The 16467-nt window shown below is 59.6% G+C and carries 14 protein-coding genes; all 14 read left to right on the forward strand.

Annotated features, from left to right (window positions below):
* Window positions 1-398: 398 nt before the first annotated feature.
* Entirely contained in the window at window positions 399-2624 is a 2226-nt protein-coding gene (locus AACY30_RS01090; RefSeq protein WP_339539443.1) for an NADP-dependent isocitrate dehydrogenase, read from the forward strand.
* Between the two features lie 228 nt (window positions 2625-2852).
* Complete coding sequence (locus AACY30_RS01095) at window positions 2853-3299, forward strand: NUDIX hydrolase (protein ID WP_339467434.1); 447 nt, start codon at window positions 2853-2855, stop codon at window positions 3297-3299.
* 58 nt (window positions 3300-3357) lie between these two features.
* Entirely contained in the window at window positions 3358-4482 is a 1125-nt protein-coding gene (mnmA, locus tag AACY30_RS01100; protein WP_339539445.1) for a tRNA 2-thiouridine(34) synthase MnmA, read from the forward strand.
* Window positions 4479-5102 (forward strand): high frequency lysogenization protein HflD, encoded by a 624-nt coding sequence (hflD, locus tag AACY30_RS01105; protein ID WP_065872067.1) that lies wholly within the window; start codon window positions 4479-4481, stop codon window positions 5100-5102. Before mnmA ends, hflD begins: the two co-directional genes overlap by 4 nt.
* A 125-nt stretch (window positions 5103-5227) precedes the next feature.
* Window positions 5228-6598, forward strand: coding sequence for an adenylosuccinate lyase (gene purB / locus AACY30_RS01110; protein WP_339539447.1), 1371 nt, complete (start codon window positions 5228-5230; stop codon window positions 6596-6598).
* Window positions 6599-6681: 83 nt separating this feature from the next.
* The gene (locus tag AACY30_RS01115) at window positions 6682-7848 is read left to right on the forward strand and encodes a ribosomal protein uL16 3-hydroxylase (protein WP_049712673.1); all 1167 of its coding nucleotides are present in this window, start codon (window positions 6682-6684) and stop codon (window positions 7846-7848) included.
* The gene (locus tag AACY30_RS01120; protein ID WP_339417882.1) at window positions 7841-8263 is read left to right on the forward strand and encodes a GNAT family N-acetyltransferase; all 423 of its coding nucleotides are present in this window, start codon (window positions 7841-7843) and stop codon (window positions 8261-8263) included. Before AACY30_RS01115 ends, AACY30_RS01120 begins: the two co-directional genes overlap by 8 nt.
* A 151-nt stretch (window positions 8264-8414) precedes the next feature.
* Entirely contained in the window at window positions 8415-9152 is a 738-nt protein-coding gene (locus AACY30_RS01125) for a secretin N-terminal domain-containing protein (RefSeq protein WP_339467438.1), read from the forward strand.
* Between the two features lie 490 nt (window positions 9153-9642).
* Window positions 9643-10968 (forward strand): isocitrate lyase, encoded by a 1326-nt coding sequence (aceA, locus tag AACY30_RS01130; protein WP_339417886.1) that lies wholly within the window; start codon window positions 9643-9645, stop codon window positions 10966-10968.
* 591 nt (window positions 10969-11559) lie between these two features.
* Window positions 11560-11973: an NADH-quinone oxidoreductase subunit A gene (locus tag AACY30_RS01135; RefSeq protein ID WP_003219575.1), complete on the forward strand. Its 414-nt coding sequence runs from the start codon at window positions 11560-11562 to the stop codon at window positions 11971-11973.
* A gap of 10 nt (window positions 11974-11983) precedes the next feature.
* Window positions 11984-12658, forward strand: a complete 675-nt coding sequence (locus AACY30_RS01140) for a NuoB/complex I 20 kDa subunit family protein (RefSeq protein ID WP_012724951.1) — start codon at window positions 11984-11986, stop codon at window positions 12656-12658.
* 73 nt (window positions 12659-12731) lie between these two features.
* Window positions 12732-14516 (forward strand): NADH-quinone oxidoreductase subunit C/D, encoded by a 1785-nt coding sequence (gene nuoC / locus AACY30_RS01145; protein ID WP_339539449.1) that lies wholly within the window; start codon window positions 12732-12734, stop codon window positions 14514-14516.
* 2 nt (window positions 14517-14518) lie between these two features.
* Window positions 14519-15016, forward strand: coding sequence for an NADH-quinone oxidoreductase subunit NuoE (nuoE, locus tag AACY30_RS01150; RefSeq protein ID WP_049712670.1), 498 nt, complete (start codon window positions 14519-14521; stop codon window positions 15014-15016).
* Complete coding sequence (nuoF, locus tag AACY30_RS01155; protein ID WP_065872061.1) at window positions 15013-16368, forward strand: NADH-quinone oxidoreductase subunit NuoF; 1356 nt, start codon at window positions 15013-15015, stop codon at window positions 16366-16368. The genes nuoE and nuoF overlap by 4 nt, the downstream gene beginning before the upstream one ends.
* The last annotated feature ends 99 nt before the right edge of the window (window positions 16369-16467 follow it).

Genomic DNA, 16467 nt, shown 5'->3' on the forward strand with positions numbered 1-16467 from the left:
ACAGCACATTTAGTCGCCTACAAGCTTGAAAGCAAAGGTAAAAGCGCCAATCTTGAGCACAACGTACGACTTTAGGTGCAACGTGGTACCTGCGACCTTTAGACCAATGGACGACACACCTTTTGTATGAAGGCTCGGCGTAAGCATAGCGACCTATGTATAATGCCGCCGCTGACCAAAGAGTCACGACAGCCGACCGCTCTAGAACAGATGCCCTCGGCTCGCAAAGCAGGACTATTACAATAGTCCACCCGCTTGACGCTCGACTGATGCAACCCAACATCACCGCGAAGAAACCTCGACATTTCGCTCATGGATGACTTTGAACGAACGCGCTCCACCCGGCGCATCTCGAGTTTCTGCGCACGCTTTCAGCAAAGAAGAGAGTTAATCCGAATATGCCCACCCGCTCGAAGATCATCTATACCTTCACCGACGAAGCCCCGGCCCTCGCCACCTATTCACTGCTGCCTATCGTAGAGGCCTTCACCGCTTCCGCTGATATTGCCGTGGAAACCCGCGACATCTCTCTCGCCGCGCGCATCCTCGCAAGCTTCCCCGAGCAACTGGGCGCCAAGGCTATCGCGGACCACCTCGCCGAACTGGGCGACCTGGCCGTTACGCCTGAAGCCAACATCATCAAACTGCCTAACATCAGCGCCTCGACGCCGCAACTGCAAGCCGCGATCAAGGAACTGCAGGCCCAGGGCTACGCCCTGCCGGACTACCCGGAAACCGTAACCACCGACACGGAAAAAGAAACCCGTGCACGTTACGACAAGGTCAAGGGCAGCGCCGTGAACCCGGTACTGCGCGAAGGCAACTCAGACCGCCGCGCACCGCTGTCGGTCAAGAACTACGCACGCAAGCACCCGCACAAAATGGGCGCCTGGGCTGCCGACTCCAAGTCGCACATTGCTCACATGAACAGTGGCGACTTCTACGGCAGCGAAAAAGCCGTACAGATCGAAGGTGCTGATGCCGTCAAAATCGAGCTGATCGCTCAAGACGGCACTGCGACCGTCCTGAAGGAAAAAACCTCGGTACAGGCTGGCGAAATCATCGACACCGCCGTACTGAGCAAGAAAGCCCTGCGCAGCTTCATCGCCGCTGAAATCGAAGACGCCAAGAAACAAGGCGTACTGCTGTCGGTCCACCTGAAAGCCACCATGATGAAGGTCTCCGACCCGATCATGTTCGGCCAGATCGTTGCCGAGTTCTACAAAGACGCCCTGGCCAAGCACGCGATCGTGCTGGAGCAGATCGGCTTCAACCTGAACAACGGCATCGGCGACCTGTACGCACGCATCAAGGCCTTGCCGGCTGACCAGCAAGCGCAGATCGAAGCTGACATCCAGGCGGTCTACGCCGCTCGCCCTGCCCTGGCGATGGTCAACTCCGACAAAGGCATCACCAACCTGCACGTGCCGAGCGACGTCATCGTCGACGCCTCGATGCCTGCCATGATCCGTGACTCCGGCAAAATGTGGGGCACCGACGGCCAGTTGCACGACACCAAGGCTGTGATCCCGGATCGCTGCTATGCCACCATTTACCAAGCCGTCATCGAAGACTGCAAGGCCAATGGCGCGTTCGACCCAACCACTATGGGCAGCGTGCCAAACGTTGGCCTGATGGCGAAGAAAGCCGAAGAGTACGGTTCCCACGACAAGACCTTCCAGATCAAGGCTGACGGCGTAGTCCGCGTCACCGACAGCAAGGGCAGCCTGCTGATGGAACAGAAAGTCGAGGCCGGCGACATCTTCCGCATGTGCCAGACCCAAGACGCGCCGATCCAGGACTGGGTCAAACTGGCCGTCAACCGTGCCCGCGCCAGCAACACACCGGCCATTTTCTGGCTGGACCCACAGCGTGCACACGATGGCGTCGTGGTCGAGAAAGTTCAGGCTTACCTGAAAGACCACAACACCGAAGGCCTGGACATCCGCATCATGTCGCCCGTCGACGCGATGAAGTTCACCCTGGAGCGCACCCGCAAGGGCCTGGACACCATCTCGGTGACGGGTAACGTGCTGCGCGACTACCTGACCGACCTGTTCCCGATCATGGAACTGGGCACCAGCGCCAAGATGCTGTCCATCGTGCCGCTGATGAACGGCGGTGGCCTGTTCGAAACCGGCGCTGGCGGTTCGGCCCCGAAACACGTGCAGCAACTGGTCGAAGAGAACTTCCTGCGCTGGGACTCCCTGGGCGAGTTCCTGGCCCTGGCCGCTTCCCTTGAGCATTTGGGTGTGACGTACAACAACCCGAAAGCCCTGGTACTGTCCAAGACCCTGGACCAGGCCACCGGCCAGTTCCTCGACAACAACAAGTCGCCATCGCGCAAAGTCGGCAACATCGACAACCGCGGCAGCCACTTCTACCTGGCGCTGTACTGGGCTCAAGCCCTGGCCGCTCAGACCGAAGACACTGCACTGCAAGCGCAGTTTGGCGAATTGGCAAAAACCCTGACCGCGAACGAAGCAACCATCGTTGCCGAACTCAACGCCGTACAGGGCAAGCCAGTGGACATCGGCGGCTACTACGCGCCAAGCCCTGAGCTGACCAGCAAGGCCATGCGTCCGAGCAACACGTTCAATGCAGCAATTGCCAAGTTGAAGTAAGGTCGTAAGGATGCAAAGAAGCCCCGGCCTTGTGCCGGGGTTTCTGTTTCAGGACTCTGCGGTTTTGCTGAAGAAACCGAATCAAAATGTGTGAGTGGGCTTGCTCGCGAATGCGGAGTGCCAGTTGCCCGATGCCTATCCGACCCATTGCATTCGCGAGCAAGCCCGTTCCCACACTGACTGCAATCCTGCCCAAAGACCGCACCGCGCCATGAATCGAGGTTTTGAATGACCTGGCAACCCCACATCACCGTCGCCACCCTTGTCGAAGACAACGGCCGCTTCCTGATGGTCGAAGAGCTCAAGGGCGGCCGCGCCGTACTCAACCAGCCCGCCGGCCACCTCGACCCGCATGAAACCCTGACCGAAGCCGCCGTGCGCGAAACCCTTGAAGAAACCGGCTGGGACGTCGAAGCCACCGGCATCGTCGGCATCTACCTGTACACCGCCCCCAGCAATGGTGTGACTTACCAGCGTGTGTGCTTTACCGCCAACGCACTGAAACACCACCCGGGCTATCAACTCGACGAAGGCATCATCCGCGCCCGCTGGCTGACCCGCGACGAATTGATGGACCTGCGCGACAGCTGGCGCAGTGAGCTGATCATCCGCTGTATCGACGATTATCTGGCCGGCCAGCGGCACAGTCTCGAATTGATCCGCCCTTCTCTTTAGCCTTGAAGGCTCGGGCCTGATAGAATCGCGTCCTTTTTCAAGACACCCGTTGAAACCTATGCGTGATCCAGCCCCTTCTGACACCCAAAAGAAGCGCGTCATCGTCGGCATGTCCGGCGGCGTGGATTCTTCCGTTTCCGCCGTTCTGCTCATGGAGCAGGGTTATGAGGTGGAAGGCCTGTTCATGAAGAACTGGGAAGAAGACGATGGAACGGAATATTGCACCGCCATGGACGACCTGGCGGATGCCCAGGCCGTGTGTGACAAGATCGGCATCAAGCTGCACACCGCCAACTTTGCCGCCGAGTACTGGGACAACGTGTTCGAGCACTTCCTGGCCGAATACAAGGCGGGCCGCACGCCGAACCCGGACATCCTGTGTAACCGTGAAATCAAGTTCAAGGCGTTCCTCGACTACGCGATGATGCTCGGCGCCGATCTGATCGCCACGGGTCACTACGTGCGCCGCCGCGACATCGAGGGGCGCACCGAACTGCTCAAGGGCCTGGACCCGAACAAGGACCAGAGCTACTTCCTGCACGCCGTCGGCGGCGAACAGATCGCCAAGACCCTGTTCCCCGTGGGCGAGCTGGAAAAGCCCGAAGTGCGCAGGATCGCCGAGAAACACGGCCTGGCCACCGCCAAAAAGAAGGATTCGACCGGGATCTGCTTTATCGGCGAGCGCCGCTTCAGCGACTTCCTCAAGCAATACCTGCCGGCGCAACCGGGTGAAATCAAAACCACCGAAGGCGACGTCATCGGCCGTCACCATGGCCTGATGTACCACACCATCGGCCAGCGCCAGGGCCTGGGCATTGGCGGTTTGAAAGACGCCAGTGAAGAGCCGTGGTACGTGCTGGTCAAAGACCTGGAACACAACGTGCTGATTGTTGGCCAGGGCAACGAACATCCATTGCTGTTCTCCGGCGCCCTGCTCGCCTCTGAAATCTATTGGGTCAACCCGATCGACCTGAGCACCCCGCGCCGCCTGACCGCCAAAGTGCGCTATCGCCAAAGCGACCAACCGTGCACCCTGGAAAAAACCGCTACTGGCTACCGCGCAACCTTTGATGACCCGCAACGCGCGGTCACCCCTGGCCAGTCCGTGGTGTTCTATGACGGCGAAATCTGTCTGGGCGGCGGCGTGATTGAAGTCGCGCAAGCCTGGAGCAGCCCGGCATGAGCCCGACCCAGGAGCAATTGACGGCACTCGGGGGGGTTTTCCTCGCCGCAGTACTGGTGGACAAGATCGCCAAGACTGGCCAAGTCACCGAGGCAGGCCTGACCTGCATGCTCGGTAGCCTGTTGATCCGCGACCCCAAGGACACCCTGGAAGTCTACGGGGGTGACGATATCGCGCTGCGTGAAGGTTACCGCGCGCTGATCGGCGCCCTGGAGCGCGACCCCAGCACCTTGCAGCGCGAGCCATTGCGCTACGCCCTGTCGATGCTCGGCCTTGAGCGTCAACTGGCCAAGCGTGAAGACATGCTCGAGGTCATCGGCAAGCGCCTGCCACAGATTCAGTCCCAGGTGGAACACTTCGGCCCGGCCCACGAAAACGTGGTCGCGGCCTGCGGCGCGCTGTACCAGGACACCTTGAGCACCTTGCGCCAGCGGATCCAGGTGCACGGCGACATGCGCAACCTGCAACAACCGAACAACGCCTCGAAAATCCGCGCCCTGCTCCTGGCCGGTATTCGTTCGGCGCGGTTGTGGCGTCAGTTGGGCGGTCATCGTTGGCAGTTGGTGATCAGTCGTCGCAAATTGCTCAAAGAGCTTTACCCGTTGATGCGCAACGAATAAGTCGCACCAGCAAGCCATTTTCAAGCCGTTACGCGTAAGACGCCGGTCAGTTGGCAACGGACCGGCGGATTTTTTCATGTATGATACGCGCCCCATTTCGTTGCCCGACTGTCCGAGAACACCCCATGCAGCTTTCTTCGCTCACTGCGGTTTCCCCTGTTGACGGCCGCTACGCCGGCAAAACCCAGGCCCTGCGCCCTATTTTCAGCGAATACGGTCTGATCCGTGCTCGCGTATTGGTTGAAGTGCGCTGGCTCCAGCGCCTGGCCGCTCACCCTGCCATCAGCGAAGTGCCGGCGTTTTCCGCCGAAGCCAACGCTGTGCTCAACACCCTGGCGGAAAACTTCTCCCTGGAGCACGCCGAGCGTGTGAAAGAGATCGAGCGCACCACCAACCACGACGTCAAAGCCATCGAATACTTGCTGAAAGAGCAAGCGGCGAAGCTGCCGGAATTGGCCCAGGTCAGCGAGTTCATCCACTTTGCCTGCACCAGCGAGGACATCAACAACCTGTCCCACGCCCTGATGCTGCGCGAAGGCCGTGATGACGTCATGCTGCCGCTGATGCGCCAGACCGCTGAAGCCATCCGCGAACTGGCTATCCGTTTCGCCGATGTGCCGATGCTGTCGCGCACCCACGGCCAGCCGGCATCGCCAACGACCTTGGGCAAAGAACTGGCCAACGTGGTGTACCGCCTGGAGCGCCAGATCGCTCAGGTCGCAGCCGTGCCCCTGCTGGGCAAGATCAACGGCGCCGTAGGCAACTACAACGCCCACTTGTCTGCCTACCCTGAGATCGACTGGGAAGCCAACGCCCGCGCCTTCATCGAAGACGAACTGGGCCTGGGCTTCAACCCGTACACCACGCAGATCGAACCGCACGACTACATTGCCGAGCTGTTCGACGCCATTGCGCGCTTCAACACCATCCTGATCGACTTCGATCGCGATATCTGGGGCTACATCTCCCTGGGCTACTTCAAGCAGCGCACCATTGCCGGTGAAATCGGTTCGTCGACCATGCCGCACAAGGTCAACCCGATCGACTTCGAAAACTCCGAAGGCAACCTCGGCATCGCCAACGCGCTGCTCCAGCACCTGGCCAGCAAGTTGCCGATCTCCCGCTGGCAGCGCGACCTGACGGACTCCACCGTACTGCGCAACCTCGGTGTGGGCTTCGCTCACAGCGTGATCGCCTACGAAGCCAGCCTCAAAGGCATCAGCAAGCTTGAGCTCAACGCGCAGAAGATCGCCGCTGACCTGGACGCGTGCTGGGAAGTCCTGGCCGAGCCAATCCAGACCGTGATGCGCCGCTACAACATCGAAAACCCTTACGAGAAGCTGAAAGAGTTGACGCGCGGCAAGGGCATCAGCCCCGAAGCACTGCAAACTTTCATCGACGGCCTGGACATGCCAGCCGCGGCCAAGGCCGAGCTGAAACTGCTGACCCCGGCCAACTACATCGGCAACGCTGTAGGGCAAGCCAAGCGCATCTGATTACCGCATGCCCCTTGAGACGCCCGGCCGCGCCGGGCGTTTTTATTTCAGTCTGAAAAGTGCATTTTTTCAATAGGTTACAAATGAATCCTGATATTCCTCTTCAACTTCTGGGCGGCATCACGGCACGGGAATTCCTGCGCGACTACTGGCAGAAAAAACCATTGCTGATCCGTCAGGCCATCCCTGATTTCGAAAGCCCGATCGACGCCGATGAACTGGCCGGCCTGGCCCTGGAAGAAGAAGTCGAATCGCGTCTGGTGATCGAACACGGCGAGCGTCCGTGGGAACTGCGTCGTGGCCCGTTCGCTGAAGACGCCTTCAGCACCCTGCCCGAACGTGAGTGGACCCTGCTGGTGCAGGCCGTCGACCAGTTCGTACCGGAAGTGGCCGAGCTGCTGGAGCAGTTCCGCTTTCTGCCGAGCTGGCGCATCGACGATGTGATGATCAGCTTTGCTGCCCCGGGTGGTAGCGTTGGTCCGCACTTCGACAACTACGATGTGTTCCTGCTGCAAGCCCAGGGCAAGCGCAACTGGAAGATCGGCCAGATGTGCAGCTCCGAAAGCCCGCTGCTGCAACACGCTGACCTGCGCATCCTCGCCGAATTTGAAGAAAGCGCCGAATGGGTCCTGGAACCGGGCGACATGCTCTACCTGCCGCCGCGCCTGGCGCACTTCGGCATCGCCGAAGATGACTGCATGACCTACTCGGTCGGCTTCCGCGCGCCAAGCGCTGCCGAAGTACTGACCCACTTCACCGACTTCCTGGCCCAGTACCTGACCGACGAAGAGCGTTACACCGACGCCGACGCCCAACCCGTCAGCGACCCGCACCAGATCCAGAGCGACGCCCTCGACCGCCTCAAGAGCCTGCTGGCCGAGCACATGAGCGACGAGCGCATGCTGCTGACTTGGTTCGGCCAGTTCATGACCGAGCCACGCTACCCGGAACTGGTGGCCGGCGAAGAAGTGGGCGAAGAAGACTTCATCAGCAGCCTGCAAGACGGCGCGATCCTCGTGCGCAACCCGAGCGCGCGTATGGCCTGGTCGGAAGTGGACGACGACGTGCTGCTGTTCGCCAGCGGGCAAAGCCGTTATTTGCCGGGCAAACTGCGCGAGTTGTTGAAGCTGATCTGCGCCGCCGACGCCTTGCACGCTGAAAACCTCGGCCCATGGCTGGCGGATGAAGACGGTCGCGACCTGCTGTGCGAATTGGTCAAGCAAGGCAGCCTGGGATTTGCCGATGAATAAGATTCACGTACGTGTCGCGGACTGGCGAATGGATATCGACGAGATTCGGCGCATTCGTGAAGCGGTGTTTATCGCTGAACAATCGGTTCCACCTGAGCTGGAGTGGGACGCTGACGACGCTGGCGCCATGCACTTTCTAGCATTTGAAGGCGATTTTCCTATCGGCACTGCTCGCCTGCTGCCCAGCGGCGAGATTGGTCGCGTATCAGTGCTCAAGGACTGGCGCGGACTGAAGGTCGGCGACAAGCTGATGGAAGCTGTGATCGGCGAGGCCGAAAAACGCGGCCAGACCAAGCAGTTTCTGAGTGCGCAGGTTTATGCTGCGCCGTTCTATGAGCGGTTGGGTTTCAAGATTGTCAGTGATGAATTTCTTGAAGTCGGGATTCCGCATGTGGATATGGTGCGCGGGGACTGATCCGAAACCGCGTCGCCTGCGATAGCGATATCAGCAACACCAAAAATGCCCTGCCATGTCAGGGCATTTTGCCGTCCAGAATTCAATTTGCGACCCGCCAGGCCGACAAACTGGCAAACTCAAGCCCAAATGACTCGCAGAGATCACGGACATGTCCCTACGCACCCTGCTCACCGCCGTTCTCCTGACCACCAGCTTCGCGGCCGTGGCCGACACTGAAGTCGTCAACCTGAGCAACCGCACCAGCGCCGACCTGCTGCCTGTGGCACAGAACTTCATTGGCAAGGACGGCACCGTCAGTGCCTACGGCAACCAACTGATCGTTAACGCTGACCCCGCCAAGATCCAGGACTTGCGCGCTCTGCTCTCGCAACTGGACACCCCGACCAAGCGCTTGCTGATCACTGTCGACACCAACGAAAGCAATCAGCAGAACAGCGGCGACAGCCAGACCCGCATCATCAGCTACGGCACGACCAGCCGCGACGGCGGTATCCAGCAGATCCAGGCCAGTGAAGGTGTACCCGCCTTGATCCAGGTGGGTCAAAGCGTACCGCTCACTACCACCCAGCAAGACAGCTATGGCCGCCCGCAAAACCAGACCCAGTACCGCAACGTCACCCAGGGCTTCTACGTCACAGCCAGCGTCACCGGTGAAACCGTGCACCTGGCAATCAGTACCAACCGTGACCGCATGAGCCAGGAACGTCCCGATGTAGTGAACGTACAGAGCACCGACACAACCGTCAGTGGGCAGTTGGGCGAGTGGATTACCCTGGCCGGCATCAATCGCCAGACCCAGGCCGAAAAATCCTCTACAACCCTTAGCTACTCTACTCAGGGCCGCGACGACCTGACAGTGCGAGTCAAGGTCGACACCCTGAACTGAAGCACCAAAAACTGACTGATGAGTCGTATTAGACTAAAGATGTAGTGCTACAAAAAAAGCACTACAAAACATTTGACGATCCAAAAAAGCATGGGCATGATGGCCTCGCTCCCGCTAATCAGGGGCCCTGGCAAGGGCCTTCGGATCGCTGCTCTAAGCTACCCACCTGAGCCGATTCGTGTCTGTACCGCCCACAAGGTGTGTTTGACGAGGTTGCGACTGGAACGAAGTTGTCCCGAGGGACGGAAGCTAACCAGGTAACCCGGCTACACGCTGCTGAACACCTAAGGGCCCACGACGCCTGAAGACTGTTCCTGGTCTGCCTTTACCTGCTCCCCCCTCTCGCCAATCGTTCATCCCGTCGCATTCCCCGCCAGACCCGACATGACCGCCTAAGCTTCTGGTCAGCGAGCAGCCCTGCCCACGCATTGAATGCAGGGCTGGCAAATGGATTTTTCCACCACACGAAGACGCGACGAGGTTTACTCCCATGGCACTGACACGCGAACAGCAAATTGCAGCCCTCGAGAAAGACTGGGCTGAAAACCCACGCTGGAAAGGCGTGACCCGCGCTTATTCCGCTGCTGACGTCGTCCGCCTGCGTGGCTCGGTTCAACCTGAGCACACCTTTGCAAAACTCGGCGCCGAGAAGCTGTGGAACCTGGTCACCCAAGGTGCCAAGCCTTCCTTCCGTCCCGACAAAGATTTCGTCAACTGTATGGGCGCCCTCACTGGCGGCCAGGCAGTCCAACAGGTCAAAGCCGGCATCCAGGCAATCTACCTGTCCGGCTGGCAAGTGGCGGCGGACAACAACTCCGCTGAATCCATGTACCCCGACCAATCGCTGTACCCGGTGGATTCGGTTCCAACCGTGGTCAAGCGCATCAACAACTCGTTCCGTCGTGCCGACCAGATCCAATGGAAAGCCGGTAAAGGTCCGGGCGACGAAGGCTACATCGACTACTTCGCACCCATCGTGGCTGACGCTGAAGCCGGTTTCGGCGGCGTACTGAACGCCTACGAGCTGATGAAGAGCATGATCGAGGCAGGCGCTGCCGGCGTGCACTTCGAAGACCAGCTGGCTTCGGTGAAGAAGTGCGGCCACATGGGCGGCAAGGTACTGGTGCCAACCCAGGAAGCCGTACAGAAGCTGACCGCTGCTCGCCTGGCCGCTGACGTTGCCGGCACACCGACCATCATCCTAGCGCGTACCGATGCCAACGCCGCTGACTTGCTGACCTCCGACTGCGACCCGTACGACAAGCCATTCGTGACCGGCGAACGTACCCAGGAAGGTTTCTACAAGGTTCGCGCTGGTCTCGACCAGGCAATCGCCCGCGGCCTGGCCTACGCGCCGTACGCTGACCTGATCTGGTGCGAAACCGCCAAGCCGGACCTGGACGAAGCCCGGCGTTTCGCCGAAGCGATCAAGAAGGAATACCCGGACCAACTGCTTTCGTACAACTGCTCGCCGTCCTTCAACTGGAAGAAAAACCTGGACGACGCGACCATTGCCAAGTTCCAGCGCGAACTGTCCGCCATGGGCTACAAGCACCAGTTCATCACCCTGGCCGGCATTCACAATATGTGGCACAGCATGTTCAACCTGGCGCACGACTACGCCCGCAACGACATGACCGCTTACGTGAAGCTGCAGGAGCAGGAATTCGCTGACGCCGCCAAGGGTTACACCTTTGTGGCGCACCAGCAGGAAGTGGGCACCGGCTACTTCGACGACATGACCACCGTGATCCAGGGCGGCACCTCGTCCGTGACCGCGCTGACCGGCTCGACCGAAGAAGAGCAGTTCCACTAAGTATCGAGTACACGGCCACTGCGTAACCGTTCAAAAGCTAAACGCAGTGCCGCACAACAATCACGCCCCGACTGGTTCGGGGCGTTTTTTTTGCCTACTGAAAATCCCCCTGACGATAAAAGTCAAAATGTGTGTGGGCTTGCTCGCTCCCACAAGGGAATGCATCCAGCCTGAGGATTTAGTGCAAAACATTGATCCAGAGCGGTATTCGCCTCGATCAAATCGGTTAAAAGATCCCCGTCAGCAACTAAGTGCCCATCCACCAAGTAACAACAACTCCCGCGCCACACGAGAAACATTCGCTTAAACCCCGCGCAAACAATATTCATTATCATTTGACCCATAAAAACTTCGTTACAGGTTAAACAAAACACATTTGATTAAATGCCCGCTAATGCCCGCCCCATAAGGGCTACAGCCCCCAGAAGGTGCACTATGTGCTTATTCCATCGAATAATTTCGCTATCGGAATTTTACTTGCCCGGTGTTTAGCCATAAAATCACCGCGATTGATTGCAGTGCGACATATCGTCACTGCATCGTTACTTTTTCGAGCTCAGAGACCTTTGCTCTCTGTTAAGGATTTCTAGCATGACCGAAGCGACAGGACTCATGGCCCACAACTGGGGCTTTGCCATTTTCCTCCTCGGTGTTGTCGGCCTTTGCGCCTTCATGCTCGGCGTCTCCAGCCTCCTCGGGTCAAAAGCCTGGGGCCGCAGCAAGAATGAACCGTTCGAGTCCGGCATGCTGCCTACAGGTGGCGCCCGCTTGCGGCTCTCAGCCAAATTCTATCTGGTCGCGATGCTCTTCGTGATCTTCGATATCGAAGCCCTTTTTCTCTTTGCCTGGTCTGTGTCCGTCCGCGAAAGCGGCTGGACCGGATTCGTCGAAGCCCTCGTTTTCATAGCAATTCTGTTGGCAGGCCTTGTCTACTTGTTCCGAGTGGGCGCCCTTGATTGGGCTCCGGAAGCTCGGCGTAAGCGGCAAGCGAAGCTGAAACAATGAGGCTTTGGCGATGCAATACAATCTCACCAGGATCGACCCGGATGCTCCTAACGATCAGTACCCTATCGGCGAACGGGAAACCGTTTCCGATCCGTTAGAAGATCAAGTCCACAAAAACATCTACATGGGCAAGCTGGAAGACGTGCTGAGTGGCGCGGTCAACTGGGGGCGTAAAAACTCCCTGTGGCCGTACAACTTCGGTCTGTCCTGCTGCTACGTGGAAATGACCACCGCCTTCACGGCGCCCCATGATATCGCGCGCTTTGGCGCCGAAGTTATCCGGGCATCGCCGCGTCAGGCGGATTTCATGGTTATCGCCGGTACCTGCTTTATCAAGATGGCGCCGATCATTCAGCGTCTCTATGAGCAAATGCTCGAACCAAAATGGGTTATCTCCATGGGTTCGTGCGCCAACTCCGGTGGCATGTACGACATCTACTCAGTGGTTCAAGGGGTGGACAAGTTCCTGCCCGTGGACGTCTACGTGCCTGGCTGCCCGCCCCGCCCTGAAGCGTTCTTGCAAGGCTTGATGCTGTTGCAGGAATCAATTGGCAAGGAGCGTCGCCCGCTTTCCTGGGTCGTCGGCGATCAAGGCGTGTATCGCGCCGAGATGCCGTCGCAAAAGGAACAGCGCCGCGAACAGCGTATCGCAGTCACCAACCTGCGCAGCCCCGACGAAGTCTGATCCAGCACCGCTTCTTTTATAGAACGAAAACCTGGCTTCATTCTTTACGTTGACCGAAAGCGATAAAAAAACCATGACTACAGGCAGCGCTCTGTACATCCCGCCTTTTAAGGCAGACGACCAGGATGTGGTCGTCGAACTCAATAACCGTTTTGGCCCTGACGCCTTCACCGCCCAGGCCACACGCACTGGTATGCCGGTGCTGTGGGTGGCGCGCGCCAAGCTCGTCGAAGTCCTGACCTTCCTGCGCAACCTGCCCAAGCCGTACGTCATGCTCTATGACCTGCATGGCGTGGACGAGCGTCTGCGCACCAAGCGTCAAGGCCTGCCGAGCGGCGCCGATTTCACCGTGTTCTATCACCTGCTGTCGATCGAACGTAACAGCGACGTGATGATCAAGGTCGCGCTGTCCGAAAGCGACCTGAGCGTACCGACCGTGACCGGCATCTGGCCGAACGCCAGCTGGTACGAGCGTGAAGTCTGGGACATGTTCGGTATCGACTTCCCGGGCCACCCGCACTTGACGCGCATCATGATGCCGCCCACCTGGGAAGGTCACCCGCTGCGCAAGGACTTCCCTGCACGCGCCACCGAATTCGACCCGTACAGCCTCAACCTCGCCAAGCAACAGCTTGAAGAAGAGGCCGCGCGCTTCCGTCCTGAAGACTGGGGCATGAAGCGTTCCGGCACCAACGAGGACTACATGTTCCTCAACCTGGGCCCGAACCACCCTTCGGCTCACGGTGCCTTCCGTATCATCCTGCAACTGGACGGCGAAGAAATCGTCGACTGCGTGCCGGACATCGGCTACCACCACCGTGGTGCAGAGAAGATGGCCGAACGTCAGTCGTGGCACAGCTTCATCCCGTACACCGACCGTATCGACTACCTCGGCGGCGTGATGAACAACCTGCCGTACGTGCTCTCTGTCGAGAAGCTGGCCGGCATCAAGGTTCCGGACCGCGTCGACACCATCCGCATCATGATGGCCGAGTTCTTCCGGATCACCAGCCACCTGCTGTTCCTGGGTACCTATATCCAGGACGTTGGCGCCATGACCCCGGTGTTCTTTACCTTCACCGACCGTCAGCGCGCCTACAAGGTCATCGAAGCCATCACTGGCTTCCGCCTGCACCCGGCCTGGTACCGCATCGGCGGTGTGGCCCACGACCTGCCGAACGGCTGGGAGCGCCTGGTCAAGGAATTCATCGACTGGATGCCCAAGCGTCTGGACGAGTACCAAAAGGCAGCGCTGGACAACAGCATCCTCAAAGGCCGTACCATCGGCGTCGCCCAGTACAACACCAAAGAAGCCCTGGAATGGGGCGTCACCGGTGCTGGCCTGCGTTCGACCGGCTGCGATTTCGACCTGCGTAAAGCGCGCCCGTACTCCGGCTACGAGAACTTCGAATTCGAAGTCCCGCTGGCGGCCAACGGCGATGCCTACGACCGTTGCATCGTGCGCGTCGAAGAAATGCGCCAGAGCCTGAAGATCATCGAGCAGTGCATGCGCAACATGCCGGCCGGCCCTTACAAGGCGGATCACCCGCTGACCACGCCGCCGCCGAAAGAGCGCACGCTGCAGCACATCGAAACCCTGATCACGCACTTCCTGCAAGTTTCGTGGGGCCCGGTAATGCCGGCCAACGAATCCTTCCAGATGATTGAAGCGACCAAGGGTATCAACAGTTACTACCTGACGAGCGATGGCGGCACCATGAGCTACCGCACCCGGATTCGTACTCCAAGCTTCCCGCACTTGCAGCAGATCCCTTCGGTGATCAAAGGCGAGATGGTCGCGGACTTGATTGCGTACCTGGGTAGTATCGATTTCGTTATGGCCGACGTGGACCGCTAAGCATGAATAGCACGCTTATCCAGACAGACCGTTTCACCCTGAGTGAAACCGAGCGCTCGGCCATCGAGCACGAGCTGCATCACTACGAAGACCCGCGCGCGGCGTCGATCGAAGCCTTGAAGATCGTCCAGAAGGAACGTGGCTGGGTGCCTGACGGCGCTCTCTACGCCATCGGCGAGATGCTCGGCATCCCCGCCAGCGACGTTGAAGGCGTGGCGACGTTCTACAGCCAGATCTTCCGCCAGCCGGTGGGTCGCCACATCATTCGCGTGTGCGACAGCATGGTCTGCTACATCGGCGGCCACGAGTCTGTGGTCAGCGAGATCCAGAACAAGCTGGGCATCGGCCTCGGCCAAACCACCCCGGACGGCCGCTTCACGCTGCTGCCGGTGTGCTGCCTGGGCAACTGCGACAAGGCGCCGGCGTTGATGATCGACGACGACACATTCGGTGACGTACAGCCTGCTGGCGTGACCCAATTGCTCGAGGGCTACCCATGACCCTGACATCTTTCGGCCCGGCCAACCTGATCAAGCGTTCGGCCGAGACTCACCCGCTGACCTGGCGCCTGCGTGACGACGGCGAGCCGGTGTGGCTCGACGAGTACCAGGCCAAGAACGGTTACGCCGCTGCGCGCAAAGCCTTCGCCGACATGGCCCAGGACGATATCGTCCAGACCGTGAAAGACGCCGGCCTTAAAGGCCGCGGCGGTGCAGGCTTCCCCACGGGTGTTAAGTGGGGCCTGATGCCCAAGGACGAATCCATCAACATCCGCTACCTGCTGTGCAACGCGGATGAGATGGAGCCGAACACCTGGAAAGACCGCATGCTGATGGAGCAACTGCCCCATCTGCTGATTGAAGGCATGCTGATCAGCGCCCGCGCTTTGAAAACCTACCGTGGCTACATCTTCCTGCGTGGCGAATACACCACCGCCGCCAAGCACCTCAACCGTGCGGTGCAGGAAGCCAAGGCCGCAGGCCTGTTGGGCAAGAACATCCTCGGTTCGGGTTTCGACTTCGAACTGTTCGTGCATACCGGCGCCGGGCGTTATATCTGCGGTGAAGAAACCGCACTGATCAACTCCCTCGAAGGCCGCCGCGCCAACCCGCGCTCCAAGCCGCCCTTCCCTGCCGCCGTGGGCGTGTGGGGCAAGCCGACCTGCGTGAACAACGTTGAAACCCTGTGCAACGTGCCGGCGATCATCGCCGACGGCGTCGACTGGTACAAATCGTTGGCCCGCGAAGGCAGCGAAGACATGGGCACCAAGCTCATGGGCTTCTCCGGCAAGGTCAAGAACCCTGGCCTGTGGGAACTGCCGTTCGGCGTGACCGCACGCGAGCTGTTCGAGGACTACGCCGGCGGCATGCGCGACGGCTACACCTTGAAAGCCTGGCAGCCAGGCGGCGCCGGTACCGGTTTCCTGCTGCCTGAGCACCTCGACGCACAAATGTATGCCGGCGGCATCGGCAAGGTGGGCACCCGGATGGGTACCGGCCTGGCAATGGCGGTCGACAACACGGTGAACATGGTTTCGTTGCTGCGCAACATGGAGCAGTTCTTCGCGCGTGAATCGTGCGGTTTCTGCACCCCATGCCGCGACGGCCTGCCATGGAGCGTGAAGCTGCTGATGGCCCTAGAAAATGGCGAAGGCCGCGAGGGTGATATCGAAACCCTGCTCGGCCTGGTCGGCTTCCTTGGTCCAGGCAAGACCTTCTGTGCTCACGCACCGGGCGCCGTGGAGCCATTGGGCAGCGCAATCAAATACTTCCGCTCGGAGTTCGAAGCCGGCATCGCGCCTACCAGCGCCGCCGTCCCGCCTCTGGCAAGGCCGATCGTAGTCGGCGCGTAACGCTTTAAAAGGCGAAGGGTCCGTGCCCTTCGCTTTCTCATGTGCTGACGCCTTTAGGGCTGTGTAGATGCACATGAATAACAAGATTCCATTAGCCAC

It is taken from the genome of Pseudomonas sp. RA_5y_Pfl1_P24 (assembly GCF_963970945.1).
Classification (GTDB): domain Bacteria; phylum Pseudomonadota; class Gammaproteobacteria; order Pseudomonadales; family Pseudomonadaceae; genus Aquipseudomonas; species Aquipseudomonas tritici.